Consider the following 20,004-nt stretch of genomic DNA (forward strand, 5'->3'; position numbering starts at 1 on the left):
AAGCTTAAAAAAAACAAATTACTTAATAATTAATAGATATTAAAATGAGGAAAAACACACATTTGCTTTGCGCTTTTTTTTCGATGTTTATGTCATTGCTGACTTTTGGTCAAGGAACTAAAAAACAGCCCAACATTGTTATCATAATTTCAGATGACCACGCTTATCAGGCAATCGGAGCCTATGGGGCCAACTATAAGGCTACGCCAAACATAGATAGGTTGGCCAAAGAAGGCGTTTTGTTCAATAATGCCTATGTAACCAATTCGATATGCGGACCAAGTCGTGCAGTAATACTAACCGGAAAATACAGTCATAAAAACGGATTCAAAGACAATACCAATTTCCGTTTTGACGGAAGCCAGGATTCTTTTGCAAAACAATTACAGGCTTCCGGCTACCAAACGGCTTGGATTGGAAAATGGCATTTGGAGACCGATCCTCAGGGATTTAATTATTGGGAAATATTACCAGGTCAAGGGCAATATTACAATCCAGATTTCCATACAAAAGCTGGCGATAAAAAAAGAGAGGGCTATGTGTCTGATGTTATCGAAGATGTATCAGAAGATTGGTTGAACAATCGTGATAAGAGTAAACCGTTCTGTTTGGTAATAGGCCATAAAGCAACACATCGTGTCTGGATTCCAGATACTCAGGATATGGGTAAATTTGACAATGGTACTTTTCCTTTGCCATCAACTTTTTATGATGACTACAAGAATCGTGAGGCCGCCAAGGTACAGGATATGAGTATTGAAAAAACGATGAGAATGGGTTATGACCTTAAAATGTTCAATTCTGTAGAAGAAGCGAATCGCGAAGCTGCCATTTCAAGAATGAATCCGGAACAACGTAAAAAATTCGATGATTATTATGGTAAAATTGCGACTGATTTTAAAGCCAAAAATTTAACAGGAAAGGAATTGACCGAATGGAAATTCCAGAGATACATGAAAGATTATCTGAGTACATCTCTTTCTTTGGATCGTAATATAGGTCGCACTTTAGATTATTTGGATAAAAATAATTTAGCAGAAAATACAATTGTGATTTATCTTTCGGATCAAGGGTTTTATATGGGAGAACACGGTTGGTTTGATAAGCGTTTTATTTACGAAGAATCTTTCAGAACACCAATGGTTATGCGTTACCCAGGAGTTGTAAAAAAAGGAACGAAATCCAATGATTTAGTGATGAATCTGGATATTGCCCCAACTTTGCTGGATGCAGCAGGTGTTGCCAAACCAAAAGACGAACAGGGTGAATCAATATTGCCACTACTGAAAGACAAGAAAGCCAAGGGACGCGATGCTATTTACTATCATTATTATGAAAACGGTGAGCATTCGGTATCTCCTCATTTTGGAGTAAGAACCAAGCGTTACAAATTAGTTCGTTTTTATGAGAGAGTAAGTTCGTGGGAACTTTATGATTTGAAAAATGATACCCATGAAATGAACAATTTGTATGGAAAAAAAGGATATGAAAAAATCACAGCTGATATGAAAATGGAGCTTAACAAACTGGTTCATCAATATGATGATCAGGATGCCAAAAAATTACTTTCAGTAAATTCTAATACTTTTAAAAATTGATAAATTATAAATTCAGTTTATAATTTAGAATAATCATCATAGTATACTGATAGAATATTTATTGCAAGTTCTTCTAAAATTAATGGATCTGGTTGATTTTTGTTCTGCAAGTTTATTTTGAATAGAAGACAAATAATAATTAGATAAAGATAAGATTGAGTTAATAAGTATGTTTTAGCTATCGTATCTTTAGGATTTTAAAATAGTAGGTGATAACTGATTTATGTAGAAGGAGCAATTGCTTTGTATTCTGAATTGAAAATATCGCTAAAAGTCTAAAAATTAAATAACAACAGAAATGAAGGTTGCTTTATTCATACCGTGCTATATCGACCAGTTTTACCCAAATGTGGGTATTGCCACTTTGCAGCTATTGGAAAAACTAGGTTGTGATGTTACTTTTCCTTTGGAGCAAACCTGCTGTGGACAACCAATGGCCAATAGCGGTTTTGCAAGTTTGAGTAAAGGATGTGATGCTAATTTTGTTAAAAATTTTTCAGGATTTGATTATATAGTTGCTCCTTCTGGTAGTTGCGTTTTGCATATAAAAGAGCATTTACACGATGACAAATATCCTGGGGAAGCGTTGCAAATTCGCAATACAGTTTATGAACTCACCGAATTTTTAACCGATATTTTGAAAGTCGAAAGTCTTAACTCCAGTTTTCCTTTTAAAGTTGGGTTACACAACAGTTGCCATGGTCAGCGAGGGCTTCATCTTTCTTCGATGACTGAAAGAATGTTACCCAAGTTTTCCAAACCCGAACAATTATTAAATTTAGTTAAAGGTATAGAGCTTAGAAAACCCAAGCGCAACGATGAATGTTGTGGTTTTGGAGGAACATTTTGTGTGTTTGAGGAAGCTGTAAGCGTGAAAATGGGGAAAGACCGAATAAGCGAACATGAAGTCAATGAGGTGGATTACATTACCGGTGGTGATACTAGTTGCCTGATGCATATGGAAGGTATATTAAAACGACAAGGAAGTAAAACAAAAACCATTCATATTGCCGAAATATTGAATAGCTTGTTATAAAAACAATTAGTCTTTAGAAAAGATTAAAAAATAAATTTAAAAAGTATGACGGCAAAACATGCTGCATTAGCGGAAAAATTTATATCAGACGAGCCCAGAACCGATTGGCATGATGAAACCCTATGGTTTGTTCGTGAAAAACGGGATAAGGCTGCCCACGGTTTACCGGAATGGGAACAACTAAGAGAATGGGGTTCACAGATAAAAAATCATACACTCTCCAATCTTTCCAACTATTTGAAAGAGTTTGAAGAAAAAGCCACTGCCAATGGGATAAAAATACATTGGGCAGCTAATGGTGAGGAGCACAATAAAATCATTCATGAAATCATTCAGAAGCACAATATTCAAAAAATTGTGAAAAGCAAAAGTATGCTTACAGAAGAATGTCATCTAAATGAATATTTACAGCATAATGGTATTGAGGTAGTTGATACGGATTTGGGCGAACGTATTGTCCAATTCAGAAAAGAACCACCGAGCCACATTGTATTGCCTGCTATTCACTTAAAAAAGGAAGATGTAAGCGCCACTTTTCACGAACATCTACAAACCGAAAAAGGAAATAACGATCCGCAATATTTAACCGAAGCCGCAAGACAGCATTTGCGTAATAAATTCGTAGAGTCTGAGTTAGCGATTACCGGAGTTAATTTTGCTATCGCCGAAACAGGAGGTTTTGTTGTTTGTACCAATGAAGGAAATGCGGATATGGGGGCTCATACCGCTCCAGTACACATCGCCTGTATGGGATTTGAAAAACTTATTCCCAAAGCAGAACATCTGTCTGTTTTTTTAAGATTATTGGCCAGAAGTGCCACAGGACAGCCAATTACTACCTATTCCAGTCATTTTCACAAACCAAGAACGGGTCTGGAAATGCATGTTGTAATCCTTGATAATGGACGCAGCCGACAATTGGGTCGCGAAGATTTTAGGAATTCCTTAAAATGTATTCGATGTGCTGCTTGTTTCAATACTTGTCCAGTGTACCGTCGTAGTGGCGGACACAGTTACCATACTGCAGTAGCTGGACCTATCGGTTCTATATTGAATCCAAATTTGGATATGAAAGCCAATGCCGATTTACCATTTGCATCGACTTTATGTGGCAGTTGTACCAATGTTTGTCCAGTTAAAATCAATATTCATGAGCAGTTATGGAAATGGAGACAAGTGGTTGTTGCCGAAGGTTATGTAGCAACCAGTAAAAAAATAGGCATGAAAGGAATGAATTTAGTATTGTCGAACCCAAAACTGTATCGTTTTGCAGGAAAAATGGGAAGAGTGCTTATGCATCTATTTCCTTTCATAGTCAGCAATAAATTAAATGTTTGGTTCAAACAAAGAGAAATGCCTGAAGCTCCTAAAGAATCATTTCGAGATTGGTATTTAAAAAACGGGAAAACCAAAAAATAAAATAGAACACCACACACCAAAAAAGTATGAGTGCAAAGGAAAATATTTTGAATGCCATAGCGAAGAATCAGCCTGAATTGATTCCGCTTCCTATAGTAGATATAGCTTCTGTTATTCGATATGAGGATTTATTTGCACAATTTAAAACTGTATTGGAAAGCATTGGAGGAAAAGTACAATTGATTTCGGATGTATCCGTCTTGAAGGAGCAATTATTAGCTGATAAGTCGAGCGGTAGTTTCGTAGTAAACACAATAAAAGCTCTGGGAGAGTTGGATACAAATGTTGCTTCTTTTACAGCATCCGAATTGGAGAAATTGGATAAAGCCTATATCGAAGGAACTGTAGGGGTAGCAGAAAATGGTGCAGTATGGATTTATGAAAGTCAAATGATACACAGACTTGTTCCATTTATTTGTCAGCATTTGGTTTTGCTAATTGAGAAAAAAAGTATTGTGGCAACTTTGCATCAAGCTTATGAAAAAATTGAGGTTGGAGGAGAAGGATTTGGGGTGTTTTTAGCAGGCCCTTCCAAAACCGCCGATATCGAGCAATCATTGGTGATCGGTGCGCACGGAGCCAGAAGCGCCACTGTTTATGTTGTTGAATAAATAAAGGTAAATCAAAAGCTAATAGTAAGTATTCTTTTAACTCAACATTTTTTAGAGCTAAGGGCAAATAATAATTAAAGAAAGATAATATTGAGTTAATAAATGTTTTTTTGTCATTATATCTTTCGAATTCTAAATCTTTATTTATAATTTTAAAAAAAATTATGCAGATTGGTAAATCGTTTTAATAAAAAATGACGAATAAAATTTAAGATAGCAAAGTGACTAAGAATTAAATAGATAATATAAAAAGTAAGAAAATGAAGCTAATACGTTTTGGAGAAGTTGGAAAAGAAAAACCAGGTATTTTAATCGGTGAAAAAAGATTTGACGTTTCATCAATTGTGGCTGATTATAATGAGGCATTTTTTGAAAATGATGGATTAGATAAATTAAAAAAGGCTTTGGAAAACAATCCAGTGTTGCCAGAAGTTAATGCTTCTGTTCGTTTAGGATCTCCTGTGGCCAGACCTTCAAAAATTATATGTATTGGGTTAAACTATGTTGATCATTGTCACGAAACCAATGCTCCAATTCCGGAAGAACCAATAATTTTCTTTAAATCGACTACCGCTTTGTGTGGGCCAAACGATAATGTTATTATACCAAAAAACAGTGAAAAAACGGATTGGGAGATCGAACTGGCTTTTGTGGTTGGCAAAAAAGCAAGCTATGTAGAAGAAGCTGATGCGTTGGATTATGTGGCTGGATATTGCCTACACAATGATTATAGCGAAAGAGCTTTTCAAATAGAACGCGGAGGACAATGGGCCAAAGGTAAAGGCTGCGATACATTTGCTCCACTAGGACCCTTTTTGGCAACTCAAGACGAAATTGCCGATGTCAATAATTTACGAATGTGGTTAACGGTTAACGGTAAGACATTCCAAAGCAGTAATACATCCAATTTGGTTTTCAAAATACCTTTTTTAGTGCATTATTTGAGTCAGTTTATGACTTTGCTTCCAGGTGATGTAATCAGTACGGGAACTCCTCCGGGAGTTGGTTTGGGAATTAAACCTAACCCTATTTATATCAAAGCTGGAGATGTGGTTGAATTAGGGATGGATGGATTAGGTTCCAGTAAACAATTGGCCGTGGTTTACGGTAAATAAATTTTGGTTGCAAAAAATGCATTTTGCATTTGAAGATTGTAATAAGAGAATTTCATATTCATTAAAATTGAATTGCAGTTATTTATGAAAATTGACAGTCATCAGCATTTTTGGAAATTTCATCCAGTAAAAGATTCTTGGATAAATGACGATATGAAAATATTGCAACGGGATTTTCTACCATCTGATTTGATTCCGTTATTGCAAGACAATTCTATAGAGGGTTGTGTGGCAGTACAGGCAGATCAAAGCGAAGCTGAAACTCATTTTCTATTGGAATTGGCTGCCGAGAATGATTGGATCAAAGGAGTTGTAGGCTGGATCGACCTTAGAGCTGAAAATTTAGAGGATCGATTACTATATTTTTCACAGTATAAAAAGCTGAAGGGTTTTAGACATATTGTGCAGGCAGAACCCGAAGATGACTTTTTGTTATGTGAGGATTTTTGTTCGGGAATTTCAAAATTGGTGAAGTATAATTTTACTTATGATTTATTGATTTTACCTAAACATTTGCCCTATGCTGTTGAATTGGTAAAGCGTTTTCCAAAGCAATCTTTTGTGATAGACCATTTGGCAAAACCTGATTTTAAGCAACCTGATTTTTCTCTTTGGGAAAAAGGAATTCGAGAAATTGCTGATTGTTCGAACGTATTTTGTAAAGTTTCCGGTTTGGTTACAGAAGCCGATTGGTCTAATTGGAAAGAATCCGATTTTACCTATTGTCTTGATGTAGTGACAGAGGCTTTCGGAATGAATCGTATGTTTTTTGGCAGCGATTGGCCGGTAAGTTTGTTGGCCGGATCCTATGAGCAGTCTTGTGAAATTCTGATTCATTATTTTTCGAAATTCCCAAAGGATCAACAAGATAAATTCTGGGGAGGAAATGCAATCGAGTTCTACAATTTGTAGAAAGGTATAAAGTATTTTATTGATTATCAATTTATTGAAATGTCTCCCTTACGATAAGTATAGGAATTAGTCCAGAGTCTAAAATAATAACACGGTATAAAAACACTAATATAAAAACATCAAAAAATGTTAAAAAGTAATATAGATAAATCAACAGGATTTGAAAAAAGATTTGAGAATATTAACACCGTAGTTTTTGATAATTCTACTTCGGCTTCGGTTGCTGTTGCAAAAGAAATAGCAAATCTTATCCAACTAAAACAAGAGAATAATGAGTCTTGCATATTGGGTCTGGCAACAGGATCTTCCCCAAAAGGGTTATATGCTGAATTAGTGCGTATGCATAAAGAAGAAGGACTGAGTTTCAAAAACGTGATTTCTTTCAACCTTGATGAATATTACCCGATGGAACCTGATTCTATAAACAGTTACGTTCGATTCATGAAAGAATTGTTGTTCGATCAGGTGGATATCTTACCGGAAAATGTTCATATTCCAAACGGAACTTTGACAAAGGAAGAAATTGCGGATTATTGTGCTGGTTATGAAACAAAAATTGAGGCTTTAGGTGGAATCGATTTACAGATACTCGGGATTGGTGGTAACGGTCATATCGGATTCAACGAGTCGGGGTCTTTGCAGAATTCCAAGACAAGATTGGTAGCATTGGATCATATCACAAGAGTGGCGGCAAGCAGTGATTTCAAGGGGTTAAGCAATACTCCAAGAACAGCCATCACGCTTGGAGTAAAAAAAATAATGGAAGCCAAACAGGTTATCCTAATGGCTTGGGGAGTTGGTAAATCAAACATTGTTAAAGCTTCAGTTGAAGGTACGGTGACCAATCAAATACCTGCTTCCTTTTTGCAGGAACACAAAAATGCCGTTTTTGTTTTGGACAAAGAAGCTTCTTCAAAACTAACCAGAATTAATACGCCTTGGCTGGTTGAAAAAGTGGTTTGGACCGACAAATTAATTCGAAAAGCTGTATTGGGATTGGCACTTCATTTAAAGAAACCAATTTTGATGCTTACTGATGCCGATTACATCGAGAATGGAATGAGCGACCTATTGGCCGATTCAGGACCTGCGTACGATATCAATATCAAAATATTCAATAAATTACAGAACACTATTACTGGATGGCCTGGAGGAAAACCCAATGCAGATGACTCGCACAGACCCGAAAGAGCCGAGCCTGCAAGAAAAAGAGTCCTGATTTTCAGTCCGCATCCTGATGATGATATTATCAGTATGGGCGGTACTTTCATGAGATTGCAACAGCAAGGCCATGAAGTGCACGTGGCCTACCAAACATCGGGAAATATTGCCGTGGCCGATGATGAGGCATTGCGATTTGCAAGTTTTGTTTGTGATTACAATGAGAAATTTGGAATAAAAAGTGTTGAAGCGGAGAATATTTATAAAAAAGCCGAAGTGTTTCTTAAAAATAAAAAAGCCAGTAAAATTGACATTCCAGAAGTTCGCTACTTAAAAGGGCTAATCAGAAAAGGGGAAGCTCGTTCAACGAGTCACTTTGTAGGTTTACCAGACGAACAAATTCATTTTATGGAGCTTCCATTTTATGAAACGGGAGCCATCGAAAAGAAGCCTTTGGGAGAAGAAGATATTCAGTTAACAATGAATCTTATCGAAAAGATAAAACCGCATCAGATATACGCCGCTGGTGATTTGGCAGATCCGCATGGTACGCATAAAGTGTGTTTGGATGCCATTTTTGAAGCCGCTAAACGATTGAAATCAAACGATTTTATGAATGACTGTTGGATTTGGCTGTATAGAGGAGCTTGGCAGGAATGGGGAATCGACGAGATTGAAATGGCTGTGCCTATGAGTCCCGATCAAGTATTGGCAAAAAGACATGGAATATTCAAACATCAATCCCAAAAAGACGGTGTTGTGTTCCAAGGATCGGATGCTAGGGAATTTTGGCAAAGAGCGGAAGACAGAAACAGCGAAACAGCAATGTTTTATAAAGAGCTTGGACTTGCCACTTATGCAGCTATGGAAGCTTTCGTTAGATGGGAATATTAGTAAAAATTCAATAGTAATAAATAAATTAAAACGTAATTATGGTTAGATCACTTATCGTTTCACTTCTATTATGCAGCACATTGTCGTTTGCTCAAGAAGTGAACATCATTCCCCAGCCGGTACAAGTTACCCAAAACGTCGGTAGTTTTCAGATTAATCCACAAACAAGCTTAGTTGTTACTAGTAAAGAGGATAAGTCCACAGCAGATTTTCTGAATAAATATTTGTCGGATTACTATGGTTTTAAATTAGCAATAGTTAAGAAAGCTGATAAAAATGCTATTAAGTTGACAAGTGGTAAGCTAATCGCTGGACTTAAAAGCGAAGGTTACACTTTGAAATCAGGTAAAAATCGAGTTTTAATTGACGGAAATTCTCCTGTTGGTACTTTCTACGGAATGCAAACTTTGATTCAATTATTGCCAGTCGAAAAAAGTAATAATTTAAAAATTGCATCAGTTGATGTGAAAGATGAGCCTCGTTTTGTTTACAGAGGAGCTATGTTGGATGTTGGACGTCATTTTTTCCCAGTTTCATTTGTTAAAAAATACATTGATTATTTGGCTCTGCATAAAATGAATTATTTCCATTGGCATCTAACCGAAGATCAAGGTTGGAGAATTGAAATTAAAAAATATCCTAAACTAACCGAGATAGGTTCTAAAAGAAATGGATCTATTATTGGGAGATACCCAGGGACAGGAAGTGATAATACTCCAGAAGGAGGTTTTTATACGCAAGAGGAAGTTAAAGATATTGTGAAGTATGCCTCAGATCGTTTTATTACGGTAATTCCAGAAATCGAAATGCCAGGACACAGTAGTGCTGCTATTGCCGCCTATCCACAGTTGAGCTGTTTTCCTGACGAGAAAACACAACTTTCCGATAAAATGATTTCCGATAAGAGCAAGCAAGAATTAGCAAACGGAAGAACAAAAATTGTTCAGGAAACTTGGGGTGTTTTTACTGATGTGTATGCACCAACAGAATATACTTTCAAATTTTTGCAGGATGTTATTGACGAGGTGGTTGCTTTATTTCCTTCAAAATACATTCATGTAGGTGGAGACGAGTCTCCAAAGGATGCATGGAAAAGAAGTGAGTTCTGCCAAAAAATGATAAAAGAAAAAGGATTGAAAGACGAACATGAACTTCAAAGTTATTTTATCCAAAGAATGGAAAAATACATTAATAGCAAAGGAAGAACATTAATAGGCTGGGACGAGATTCTGGAAGGTGGTTTGGCACCAAATGCCATTGTAATGAGTTGGAGGGGAGAGAAAGGTGGAATTACGGCAGCCAAGGAAAAACATCAAGTGATAATGACTCCAAATAGCCACGTCTATTTGGATCACTCCCAAACAAAAAATGAAAAAGAAGTAACTATTGGAGGCTTCACTAACTTGGAAAGAATTTACAGTTATGAGCCTGTTCCAAAAGAAATGAATGAGCAAGACGCCAAATATATATTGGGAGCTCAAGGAAATATCTGGACAGAATACATGCAAACTCCTGCCAAAGTGGAGTACATGATTTTTCCACGTTTGAGTGCTTTGAGCGAAGTTTTATGGTCTCCAAAAGAAAATAAAAACTGGTCTGAATTCCAGGCAAAAGTAGAAACTCAGAAAAAGAGATACACTATCTGGGGAGCTAATTATTTTAAAGAAAAAGAATAATGCTTAATAAGTAAAAAAGATATCGTTTTAAAAGTTTGTTAGTTAAAAAAGGGTTTGGCATTAAAAAAGTCAGGCCCTTTTTGAATTTTGTTTTGCCGATTGTTTTTATAAATATAATGCTTTTCATAAATCATTTTAGTTAGCGTAATAAATTCAAGACAATGACTTATGTTGCATAATAAAAAATAACGATATGAATGATTTAAAAAATTCCAGCAATAAAACCAAAGCCGCATTTGTTTTGTTGATTGTTATGGTTGTTATCTTGTTGAGTAATTTTAACTCGCTTCAGAACTCCAAAAAAGCAAACGAAAACATTAATGCAATCCACAATGACCGTTTGGTTGTAGCTCGTTATATTTTTATTTATGCCAATGATCTTCATTCCATAAAGGCCAAAGCTTTGCAAGAGGGAATCAGTGATTCAAATAAAAAGGCATTCATTACAACTGCCTTGCAACACATTCACAGTATTGATAAATTGTATTTAAAAACGGTTTTGACACCCAATGAAAAAATATCTTTTGTGTCGTTTTTGGCTTCTTGTTCTGCTATCGAAATAGAGTCACAAAACAACAGTTGGTCCCAGATAATTCATTCCAGCAATCAGGCATTGGAAGCACTGGAACTACTCTCGAAAATTCAAATCAAAGAGGGTAAATCCAAGCTAGCTAGTTCTAATGCAGTGCACAGAGACAATACGATATTTGGGGAGCTTCAAATTGCTTTATTGGCAGTTTTGGGAGGTATCGCTCTTTATTTATTGATAGTGAAGAAAAAAAAGATTAAGGTCAAAATTCCTGAATCGCCAAGTATGAACTAATCGCAATTGCAAAAACATAATTTAATGAATCGCGAACAATTTATTTTCTGCCTCGAAGCTGTTCCCGATGTAGAAATGTGCACCGCTACCGAAGTGGTTAAAAATCTGGAACAGTTAGCAATCGAACAGAGTATTACAAGCATTTATAAAACCTGTGACACCATCGAAGGATTGCAAGACAGTTTGAATGCATTACTCTATCATGACCATAATTTTACCGATTATGAAATTATTTATTTGGTAATGCCGGGACAGAGAAATAATATTTGTCTTAACAATTATTACTACAGTATAGAAGAAATAGCAGAAATTTTTGAAGGCAAAATGAAAGGGAAAATCATTCATTTTGCCAATGCAAAAATATTAGACTTGGACAAGGAAGAAGCGCAGTATTTTTTGGATATTACGGGAGCATACGCTGTTTCAGGCTATGGTGCAAAATACAATAAAATAGCAAGTTGCAGCACTATAGACAAGGCTTTCTTTTCTTTGTGTCAAGAGTATGATGATGTATTAGAGATTGTGGAAGAATTGTACCAAAAGCACTATGCACTGTGTAAATTACTCGATTTTAGATTGTATTACTAGTTTAATAAAAGATTCATTTTGGTGTATCTTTACCATTATAAATTTCAGGAATAATGATTCTTTATATCAAAAATATGGTTTGTAATCGTTGTAAAATGGTTGTCAAAGCAGAATTGGAAAAACTCGGGATTAATACCCAAAAAGTTGAATTGGGAGAAGTAACCATTGAGAAAGATTTGACAGTTTCAGAAAAAGAACAGCTGAATCTTGTACTCAAAGAACTGGGTTTTGAGTTAATCGATGACAAAAAAAGCAGATATATTGAAAAAATTAAATCCTTAATCATTGAATTGATCCATGAGCAAAACAATGAACTAAAAATGACTTTGTCTGATTATTTGAGCGAAAATGTGTATCACGATTACTTTTATCTTTCCAATCTTTTCTCCGAAATTGAAGGGACAACTATTGAAAAATATTTTATCGCCCAGAAAATAGAAAGAGTCAAAGAATTATTGGCTTACAAAGAATTGTCTTTGGGCGAAATTGCTTTCCAATTGAATTATTCCAGTGTTGCTCATCTCAGTAATCAGTTTAAAAAGGTAACCGGGCTTTCGCCAAGTTATTTTAAAAATATAAGATTAGGAGGAAGAAAATCTTTGGATGAAGTTTGATCTTGCCAATAAAAATTCGGGTCTATTTTCATTCTAAACCGGTTAATTAAAGTATGTAACGTGATGTCCTTACTCTGGCTTGCCCAAGTATTTTTAAACCATAAAAAAAACGCAGCCCATTACGGAATGCGTTTATCTATACTTAAGAAACGATTTTATTTATCGATTGACCCGAGAACTCTTTTCATGAAAGTGTTTAGGGCTTCTTTTTTGTCGGTGCCTTGTTGTACCATTTTGTGCACTTCAATGGCGCCGTACATGTTTGAAATCAATTCTCCGATGACGTCCAGTTCTTCATCTTTTAATGAGGGAATTTCGGTCATAGCTTCCAGTACTTCAATGGTTTCTATAATGTAATCCTGATCGTTTTCTTCGATGAACTGGGTTAAATGTTTTATTACGGGTAACTTCATTTTTAGATTTTTAGATTGCTGGATTTTTAGATAAAAGATTCAAAAAATCTAACGGTCTAAAATTCCAATAATTGATTTAAACAATTTCATTAACCAATTCGATTAAAACTTCTTGTTTGTTGGTTTGGGTTTCGTTTACCAATTTTCCATTTACGAAAGTAGCAAATGTAGGCAAGTTGCTTACGTTGGCTAGTTTTCTGGATTCTGGAGAATTTTCGGCATCCACCAAAACAAATGAAATTCCGTCATTTTCTGTTGCCAATTTTTTGAATTTTGGTTTCATGATTCTGCAGTTACCACACCATGATGCTGAATATTGAACCACCACTTTTTCGTTTTGAGCTATTAAAGCCCCTAACGTATCTTCGTTTAATTCGATTAACATAGATTTTTATTTTAAGTTGCTAAGATTCTAAGCCTCTAAGTTCCTAAGTTAAAAAACTCAGAATCTTAGCGACTTAGTAGCTTAGAGTCTTTTTTGAATTAGTTTAAGCTTAGGTATTCAGCAGTACTTTTTCTGTCAGCATTCATTGCTTCTTTACCAGCTTCCCAGTTTGCAGGACAAACTTCACCTTTTACTTGGATATGAGTATAAGCATCAACCATACGTAAATATTCGTTTACGTTACGTCCTAATGGCATATCGTTTACGCTTTCGTGGAAGATTTTTCCAGTTTCGTCAATTAAATATGTAGCTCTATAAGTTACATTTGAACCTTCGATGATAACTGAATCTGTATCTTCGCTGTAGCTAGTAGATTCGATGTCAAGAATTCCTAAAATGTTAGCTAAGTTTCTGTTTGTATCAGCAAGAATTGGGTAAGTTACACCTTCAATTCCACCATTGTTTTTTGGAGTGTTTAACCAAGCAAAGTGTACTTCGTTAGTATCACAAGAAGCTCCAATTACGATTGTGTTTCTTTTTTCAAATTCCGGTAAAGCAGCTTGGAAAGCGTGTAATTCTGTTGGACATACAAAAGTAAAATCTTTTGGGTACCAAAACAAAAGTACTTTTTTGTTGTTTTTTGTAGCTTCTTCGAAGATGTTGATCTTTAAATTATCACCCATTTCTGAAATAGCGTCTACTGCAATACTTGGGAATTTTTTACCTACTAATGACATATAAATTAATTTTAGTTATTTATTTTTTTTGATGGTGCAAAGATAATGGATAAAGAAAGTTGATTTTAATAAGGTTTTATTATTAATATTTATCCAATCATAGTGTTTGGTTATATAGAATTTTAAATACCTCTAATTGAAACAGGTAAGCTTCCTTTTCCTTTTTTGTCTTCCAATAATTGTTCGGCTGCACTTTCCTGAAATTCTACAAAATCTTGATACATCTCGACAATTCCGTTAGTATGTTCCAAATTAGGAATCACTTGTAAGGCATACGGATTGCCAAAAACATAGAGAATACATTTTTTGGTTTTAAACAATTGTCCTAAAAATTCCAAAACCGAATCTTCCAAATCGAAATTATTAAGCGGTTTGGCTTTTGGAACAAATAAAGAAATGAGTACCGTATCAAATGGTTCAAGATCTTCTTTTAGTGTTGTATTGATTAAATCATTGGCATTTTCAATCGCATATTCGGGTGAAGGCAAGATGGGACCTAAGGTTTTAAAAAACGGATTGTCAATCGCTTTGTAGATACTCAATTTAGCCAGACGCTCCCTGTTTTTGGCATCAAAAAGAACCACCGAACTGTTGTCGTCCTTGAGGTCGGTAATGCAATAATCAGCTATTTTTCGATTCAGTTCGGAAGTGATTTTGAAGTCAAAATCGGCAGCAATACTTAGATTTTCATCAAAAAGGCCTGCTTTTTGTTTGCATTTCATAATGCGGTTCAAACTCGCCTCGATACGTTCCGGATTTGCATTTTTTAAGATTTCTTGAATTCCTTCGGCTACGTTTTCGGCAAAACATAGAACGTCATTTCCTGCGTTGAAAGCTTCCCATTCCAGTTGGCCTTTTACATCATATAATTTTGAAACGCTATGCATGTTCAAAGCATCAGAAATAACCAAACCGTCATAGCCCAATTGCTTGCGTAACAATTTTTCTATTATATTTTTGGATAAAGTAGCTGATGTTTCTTTTCCATCATTCAATGCGGGAACGGCCAAATGACCTATCATAATTGAATCGACTTGGTTCTCGATTCCTTTTATGAATGGCACCAATTCGTTTTCGAGTAATTGCTCCAGATTTTCCTGTAAAACGGGTAATCCCAAATGCGAATCCACATTGGTATTTCCATGACCTGGGAAGTGTTTCAAACAACCTAAAATTCCAACATCCGACATTCCGCGAAGGTATTCCAAAGCATATTGAGCCACTTTTTCTTTATTGGAACCAAAAGAACGGTAACCAATCACTGGATTATCAGGATTGTTGTTAATATCTGCCAACGGTGCCAAATTATAATGGATTCCAGCCGATTTTAAATCCAATCCAATCTGTTTTCCTACTTCATACACTAAGTCGATTTTCCTTTCTGGCAAAGCGCCAAGAGTTATGGCATACGGATATTGTGGTGTTTTTTCTACTCGCATGGCCAAACCCCATTCGGCATCAATACTCATCAATAGGGGAGTAGTGGCGCACTTTTGATAACGAACAATCAGGTCTTTCAAGCGCTGATAGCTATCGTCGTTGAATTCTACTTTCTTCTTAGATTCATAATTAGTTGCCGCACTGGCCCTGCTATGGAAAAATGTCAATCCACCAATGTTATGTTCCTTGATTAAACGTTCCGTTTGCTGAATATTCTCCTCCGTGTCGTTGATGAAAACTGCGGGAAAAAAGAATTGCCCGATTTTTTGTTCTAGTGTCATTTTAGTCTTTTATAAGTTCCTCACTTTTAAGAATTTTGAAATTGATGCTTGCAAAGTCGCAAAGACGCAAAATGAAACGGCTATCAATGTTCTTAAATAGATAAAATGTTATTATTAAAATTCAAATTTATGTTAGTGTTTTCTCTTTTGCGTCTTTGCGACTTTGCGAGAAAATAAAATAATAATTTTGTGTGAATTTAAACTTTCTTTTCTTCAACTTTCTTTCCAAAATCAGCTGGATATTTTAGTAATTGGGATAAAATCAAACCCGGAATCGTTGCCAAAAACACCCAAATAAAGAAATTACCGTAACCTAAATATTGCTGTATAAAACCACTCGCCATACCTGGAAGCATCATTCCTAGAGCCATGAAACCTGTAGCTATGGAGTAATGTGAAGTTTTTGATTCCCCTTCCGCAACGTAAATCAAATACATCATAAAGGCCGCAAAACCAAAACCGTATCCAAATTGTTCTATCACTACTGAAAGGACTACATATGGATTGTAATGAAAAACAGAAGAGGTCAGGTTTAAGTAAAAAGGATCTAAAGAATATTCAATATAGGGAAGGTTCATATTAAAAATAATTTCAGGATGAAAATGAGAAATCAAAATGAATCCAATAATAGGTAAGTGCATTGCTAAAATCATTGGAAGCATCCATTTTCCTAATCCATCTCTTGATATTACAAAGCCTCCAATTAACCCTCCAACAACTAGTGCAATAACCCCAAAAATACCATAGATAATTCCATAGTCCATATTGGATATACCCATGCCTTTTTTAGGAATTGCATCGGAATTACCTTTTTCTTTAATTAATTCATCAATAAACTTTGTTCTTTTTGACATTACATCATTATATGTTGTGATATCATCTTTATGTATTTTTTTTAAATCTAATGCTGTTTTTTCATTTTGCATTACAGCTAATATTGGTAATTCAGAATAGATTAATTCTAATTCGGTTTTAGATGATTCTCCTCCATTTTTGATGGTAGAATAATAAGATTGCAATGCTGCTTTTTGTTTTATATTTGTTGCGGATTCATCTAATTCATACTTAATAGGTTCTACTAAAAAAGGATTAAGCATTTTTAATAATTGAGATTCTCCTAATCGGAATAGTAAAATAAATGCCAAAATCAGAACTATTTGTTTTTTTTGAAAAAAAGTAGCGAAAACTTTGCTGAAATTAGGTTTTGTTTTAGTTTCTAATTCTCCATTAGTTTCTGTTTTTGGAGTAAAAAAGAAATTATAAATGGTAATAACAATCATAAAAATAGCTACAAATATCATTGTGTATGACCAGGCTTTATGTTTGTCTCCGTATGCAATTTCGAGATATCCTGCAAAAATCACAACTAATCCATTTCCTGTTAGTATTGCAATTTTATAAAATGTACTTCGAATTCCTAAAAAGAAAGATTGTTGTTCTTTTTCTAAAGCCAACATGTAAAAGCCATCGCTCGCCACATCATTGGATGCCGAAGCAAAGGCAGCTACCCAAAAGATAGCTAAACTCAAGATGAAAAAATTACTGACAGGAATAATAAAACCTACTATTAAAAAGGCAATTGAAATAAATAATTGCATGCTTAAAAACCAGTTTCGTTTGGTTCCGTGTAAGTCAATAAAAGGACTCCAAAGCGGTTTGATTACCCAAGGTAAATACATTAAGCTTGTATATACTCCAATGTCTTCATTGCTAACACCAAGGCTTTTATACATAGTTCCTGAAACAGAAAGAATAATTGCATACGGAAAACCCGAAGCAAAATTTAAAAACGGAATCCAATACCAAGGTTTGTTGTCTTTCATTTGTTGAAATGTTTGAATTGTTTAAGGGTTTAAATTGTTTAAAAGTTTAATTGTATAAACGGGTTAGTAGTTAAACCATTTTAAACAAACTTAAACCATTTTAAACTTTTAGATTTTTACTTAGTTTGCGTTTCTACCTGTAAATCGATTATGGTCTCCGGGCTTTCATTGGCATAATAGTCCACGAAAGTAAAGGCAAAAGCCGTTTTGCCTATCATTTTATAATCCGGTACTTCAATGTTGAATGCTTCATTTTCTTCGGTTACAGCAATTTTGTCCAGAATTTGAGACGCATCATTGATGTTTATTTTAGAAGCATCTTTGGCGCCGTACACCATTATATACCTAACTTTTGACAGCAATTTTGGTTTTTGGAACGAAATGTAATAATTGGCAGTATCCTTGGTTATCGAATTGATTGCTAAGGTTTCGGTAATTGTCTTTTTGAAATTTGGTACAGGCAATGGTAGGGCAGGGTATTTGTATTCATACTCTTTGAGTATTTTTACAACATCTTGGTTTTTATTCATGAACCATTTGGCACTGAAAAAACCATTTCCCTGTACGTTTTCATAACTTCTTGTAAGGTCAATTTGATTTGGAATTTCGAATTTATTATTCCAGTGTTTGTCAGAATCAGCTCTGATTTTGTAAGTGCAGTTTCCTATGTAAAGTGCCGTATTGCTTGGTGTGTTTTCAGACCACCATTTCATCAATTTGGCATACGAAACCGTTTTGTGATCGATACTCCAGTAGAGTTGCGGTACGATATAATCAATCCAGTTGTTGTTCATCCAGTCTATGGGATCAGCATATAAATCATCATAATTGGTTTGTCCCGAAACGGTGTCAGAACCTTTTGGATCAACCGATTTGTTGCGCCAAACCCCAAACGGACTGATGCCAAATTGTACCCAAGGCTTTAGTTTTTTGATGCTGGAAGAAATGTTTTTGACAAAAGTAGTTACGTTGGAACGCCTCCAATCGGGTAGAGAAAGCCCATTACCAAACTTTTGATAAGAAGCAGTGTCATTAAATTCAATACCTTTTATTTTATATGGATAAAAATAATCATCAAAGTGTATGGCATCAATATCGTATTTTATCACCACCTCTTCAACTATCGATGTTAGGTGTTGTTGGACTTCGGGCAGGGCAGGGTTGTAATAGTATTTTCCTCCATATTCAATCATCCATTCGGGATGTTTGTAATAATCGTGGTTCGGACTTAGGGTTTCGGTTTTCAAGTCGAAAGTGGCACGATAGGGATTCAGCCAAGCGTGAAATTCAAAACCACGGGTATGGGCTTCGGTAATCATCCATTCGAGTACATCATAATTAGGGTTTGGCTCTTTTCCTTCTCTTCCGGTCAGATAACGGGACCAAGGAGCCAATATTGTTGGATATAATGCATCTCCAACAGAGCGAATCTGAACAATTACCGCATTGTAATTGAGTTTTTGGTAGGTATCCAAAATATCGATAAAGTCGGCTTTTTGCTTCTCAACCGAATCCGTACTTTTTTTTGGCCAGTCGATATTGACAACAGTGGCAATCCAAACGGCCCTAAATTCATTTTTTGGATGCATCTCTCTTTTTTGGGCATGCCCAATGATAGTACAAAGTAGAAGATATATAGTTGGGAATAGCAGGGACTTCTTTAGAATCATTTTTACTCATTTTATAAAGGAATCAAAAGTAGTTTTTTTAGCTAAGTTTATTAAATTAATTGTCAATAAAATTAGGTATACCGTTTTTGTTTTGCATTATTGCTAAAAAGTATACCAATGTGCCTTATCCAGCTATCCGCTATAGCCCTCCATTAGAACCCTTTTTTTACTAGCAACTCCAGGAGCTTCCGCTGGTCGCTCTGTATCGGCTGTAAAAAATAGTGTTCCAATTTTCGGGGCTGCCGCTGCTATCTGGGGCAGGGATTCAATGGATTGATAAAAGTTTTTTATATTGTTTTGAAACACTCATAAATCTAACGACATTCACGGTAAAAGTCGGGAGACTTTTGACATTTTTTTTTGCTTTCAAGAGCTTTAAAAAAAACGCAAAGTTGTGAGACTTTGCGGAGCCGGGAGGGGAATGATTGCTTTTCGGGATTGGGAACAGTTCTTGGAGCGAGGCTATTTATATTTCTTTTAGACTTATACTTCCCACATATGTTGGTGATCTGCTCATTGATATTTCTATTTTTACCATTTCATTTATAGGATAATCGATAGATTCATTGGGAATAAATCTATCGATTACTTTGCTTGGTGGACGTTTTGTTTTTATATCTGAAAAATATTTTTCTATATCATTTGATAAAAATGGTAATTCTAATTTTTTACCTTCAAAATATACATCTCCTTTAAAATAAGGGCTAGTATTGTCTAAATATAGATAAACAGAAATATCAATAACAATATCGTTTTCTGTTCGTATAATTATGCTTTTATAATTTAGAAATTCACATTTCATATATTC

At 35.2% G+C, this 20,004-nt stretch carries 18 protein-coding genes; 11 read left to right on the top strand and 7 right to left on the bottom strand.

Annotation, left to right across the window (positions count from 1 at the left end):
• The first annotated feature begins 44 nt into the window (after window positions 1-44).
• From B0E44_RS17710 to B0E44_RS17760, 11 genes are all read left to right on the top strand, one after another.
• Window positions 45-1,598, top strand: a complete 1,554-nt coding sequence (locus B0E44_RS17710) for a sulfatase (protein ID WP_077378476.1) — start codon at window positions 45-47, stop codon at window positions 1,596-1,598.
• Between the two features lie 298 nt (window positions 1,599-1,896).
• Window positions 1,897-2,634, top strand: a complete 738-nt coding sequence (locus B0E44_RS17715; protein WP_077378478.1) for a (Fe-S)-binding protein — start codon at window positions 1,897-1,899, stop codon at window positions 2,632-2,634.
• A 45-nt stretch (window positions 2,635-2,679) separates the two neighbouring features.
• Window positions 2,680-4,053, top strand: coding sequence for a lactate utilization protein B (locus tag B0E44_RS17720; RefSeq protein ID WP_077378481.1), 1,374 nt, complete (start codon window positions 2,680-2,682; stop codon window positions 4,051-4,053).
• A gap of 26 nt (window positions 4,054-4,079) precedes the next feature.
• Complete coding sequence (locus B0E44_RS17725) at window positions 4,080-4,664, top strand: LUD domain-containing protein (protein ID WP_077378484.1); 585 nt, start codon at window positions 4,080-4,082, stop codon at window positions 4,662-4,664.
• Window positions 4,665-4,924: 260 nt separating this feature from the next.
• Window positions 4,925-5,779, top strand: a complete 855-nt coding sequence (locus B0E44_RS17730) for a fumarylacetoacetate hydrolase family protein (RefSeq protein ID WP_077378488.1) — start codon at window positions 4,925-4,927, stop codon at window positions 5,777-5,779.
• A gap of 84 nt (window positions 5,780-5,863) precedes the next feature.
• A complete protein-coding gene (locus tag B0E44_RS17735) occupies window positions 5,864-6,691 on the top strand; it encodes an amidohydrolase (RefSeq protein WP_077378491.1) in 828 nt (275 codons plus the stop codon).
• A gap of 126 nt (window positions 6,692-6,817) precedes the next feature.
• Complete coding sequence (gene nagB / locus B0E44_RS17740; protein ID WP_077378494.1) at window positions 6,818-8,746, top strand: glucosamine-6-phosphate deaminase; 1,929 nt, start codon at window positions 6,818-6,820, stop codon at window positions 8,744-8,746.
• 38 nt (window positions 8,747-8,784) lie between these two features.
• Window positions 8,785-10,422: a beta-N-acetylhexosaminidase gene (locus B0E44_RS17745; RefSeq protein WP_077378496.1), complete on the top strand. Its 1,638-nt coding sequence runs from the start codon at window positions 8,785-8,787 to the stop codon at window positions 10,420-10,422.
• A gap of 193 nt (window positions 10,423-10,615) precedes the next feature.
• Window positions 10,616-11,245 carry an MCP four helix bundle domain-containing protein gene (locus B0E44_RS17750; protein ID WP_077378499.1) on the top strand — a complete coding sequence of 210 codons (630 nt, stop codon included), beginning with the start codon at window positions 10,616-10,618 and terminating at the stop codon, window positions 11,243-11,245.
• Window positions 11,246-11,269: 24 nt separating this feature from the next.
• On the top strand, window positions 11,270-11,833 hold the full coding sequence (locus tag B0E44_RS17755; RefSeq protein ID WP_077378502.1) for a DUF6642 family protein: 564 nt from the start codon (window positions 11,270-11,272) through the stop codon (window positions 11,831-11,833).
• A gap of 53 nt (window positions 11,834-11,886) precedes the next feature.
• The gene (locus B0E44_RS17760) at window positions 11,887-12,447 is read left to right on the top strand and encodes an AraC family transcriptional regulator (RefSeq protein ID WP_077378505.1); all 561 of its coding nucleotides are present in this window, start codon (window positions 11,887-11,889) and stop codon (window positions 12,445-12,447) included.
• 155 nt (window positions 12,448-12,602) lie between these two features.
• Here B0E44_RS17760 and B0E44_RS17765 read toward each other — a convergent pair whose 3' ends face one another.
• The 7 genes from B0E44_RS17765 to B0E44_RS18900 all read right to left on the bottom strand — a co-directional run.
• Window positions 12,603-12,860, bottom strand: coding sequence for a hypothetical protein (locus B0E44_RS17765; RefSeq protein ID WP_077378508.1), 258 nt, complete (start codon window positions 12,858-12,860; stop codon window positions 12,603-12,605).
• 76 nt (window positions 12,861-12,936) lie between these two features.
• Window positions 12,937-13,245, bottom strand: a complete 309-nt coding sequence (locus B0E44_RS17770; protein WP_077378511.1) for a co-chaperone YbbN — start codon at window positions 13,243-13,245, stop codon at window positions 12,937-12,939.
• A 98-nt stretch (window positions 13,246-13,343) separates the two neighbouring features.
• Window positions 13,344-13,982, bottom strand: a complete 639-nt coding sequence (locus B0E44_RS17775; protein WP_077378516.1) for a peroxiredoxin — start codon at window positions 13,980-13,982, stop codon at window positions 13,344-13,346.
• A 122-nt stretch (window positions 13,983-14,104) separates the two neighbouring features.
• Window positions 14,105-15,703, bottom strand: coding sequence for a glycoside hydrolase family 3 protein (locus B0E44_RS17780; RefSeq protein WP_077378519.1), 1,599 nt, complete (start codon window positions 15,701-15,703; stop codon window positions 14,105-14,107).
• Between the two features lie 197 nt (window positions 15,704-15,900).
• Window positions 15,901-17,526, bottom strand: coding sequence for an MFS transporter (locus B0E44_RS17785; protein ID WP_077378522.1), 1,626 nt, complete (start codon window positions 17,524-17,526; stop codon window positions 15,901-15,903).
• A gap of 116 nt (window positions 17,527-17,642) precedes the next feature.
• A complete protein-coding gene (locus B0E44_RS17790; protein WP_077378525.1) occupies window positions 17,643-19,196 on the bottom strand; it encodes a glycoside hydrolase family 10 protein in 1,554 nt (517 codons plus the stop codon).
• 466 nt (window positions 19,197-19,662) lie between these two features.
• On the bottom strand, window positions 19,663-20,004 hold a 342-nt coding region (locus B0E44_RS18900), incomplete at its 5' end, for a hypothetical protein (protein ID WP_165688826.1).

This window comes from Flavobacterium sp. A45 (assembly GCF_002001005.1).
In the GTDB taxonomy this organism is placed as follows: domain Bacteria; phylum Bacteroidota; class Bacteroidia; order Flavobacteriales; family Flavobacteriaceae; genus Flavobacterium.

Excerpts from the sequence above, each read along its gene's own strand:
- B0E44_RS17710 (WP_077378476.1), top strand. The coding sequence starts at position 45 with ATGAGGAAAAACACACATTTGCTTTGCGCTTTTTTTTCGATGTTTATG.
- B0E44_RS17715 (WP_077378478.1), top strand. The coding sequence starts at position 1,897 with ATGAAGGTTGCTTTATTCATACCGTGCTATATCGACCAGTTTTACCCA.
- B0E44_RS17720 (WP_077378481.1), top strand. The coding sequence starts at position 2,680 with ATGACGGCAAAACATGCTGCATTAGCGGAAAAATTTATATCAGACGAG.
- B0E44_RS17725 (WP_077378484.1), top strand. The coding sequence starts at position 4,080 with ATGAGTGCAAAGGAAAATATTTTGAATGCCATAGCGAAGAATCAGCCT.
- B0E44_RS17730 (WP_077378488.1), top strand. The coding sequence starts at position 4,925 with ATGAAGCTAATACGTTTTGGAGAAGTTGGAAAAGAAAAACCAGGTATT.
- B0E44_RS17735 (WP_077378491.1), top strand. The coding sequence starts at position 5,864 with ATGAAAATTGACAGTCATCAGCATTTTTGGAAATTTCATCCAGTAAAA.
- nagB (WP_077378494.1), top strand. The coding sequence starts at position 6,818 with ATGTTAAAAAGTAATATAGATAAATCAACAGGATTTGAAAAAAGATTT.
- B0E44_RS17745 (WP_077378496.1), top strand. The coding sequence starts at position 8,785 with ATGGTTAGATCACTTATCGTTTCACTTCTATTATGCAGCACATTGTCG.
- B0E44_RS17750 (WP_077378499.1), top strand. The coding sequence starts at position 10,616 with ATGAATGATTTAAAAAATTCCAGCAATAAAACCAAAGCCGCATTTGTT.
- B0E44_RS17755 (WP_077378502.1), top strand. The coding sequence starts at position 11,270 with ATGAATCGCGAACAATTTATTTTCTGCCTCGAAGCTGTTCCCGATGTA.
- B0E44_RS17760 (WP_077378505.1), top strand. The coding sequence starts at position 11,887 with ATGATTCTTTATATCAAAAATATGGTTTGTAATCGTTGTAAAATGGTT.
- B0E44_RS17765 (WP_077378508.1), bottom strand. The coding sequence starts at position 12,860 with ATGAAGTTACCCGTAATAAAACATTTAACCCAGTTCATCGAAGAAAAC.
- B0E44_RS17770 (WP_077378511.1), bottom strand. The coding sequence starts at position 13,245 with ATGTTAATCGAATTAAACGAAGATACGTTAGGGGCTTTAATAGCTCAA.
- B0E44_RS17775 (WP_077378516.1), bottom strand. The coding sequence starts at position 13,982 with ATGTCATTAGTAGGTAAAAAATTCCCAAGTATTGCAGTAGACGCTATT.
- B0E44_RS17780 (WP_077378519.1), bottom strand. The coding sequence starts at position 15,703 with ATGACACTAGAACAAAAAATCGGGCAATTCTTTTTTCCCGCAGTTTTC.
- B0E44_RS17785 (WP_077378522.1), bottom strand. The coding sequence starts at position 17,526 with ATGAAAGACAACAAACCTTGGTATTGGATTCCGTTTTTAAATTTTGCT.
- B0E44_RS17790 (WP_077378525.1), bottom strand. The coding sequence starts at position 19,196 with ATGATTCTAAAGAAGTCCCTGCTATTCCCAACTATATATCTTCTACTT.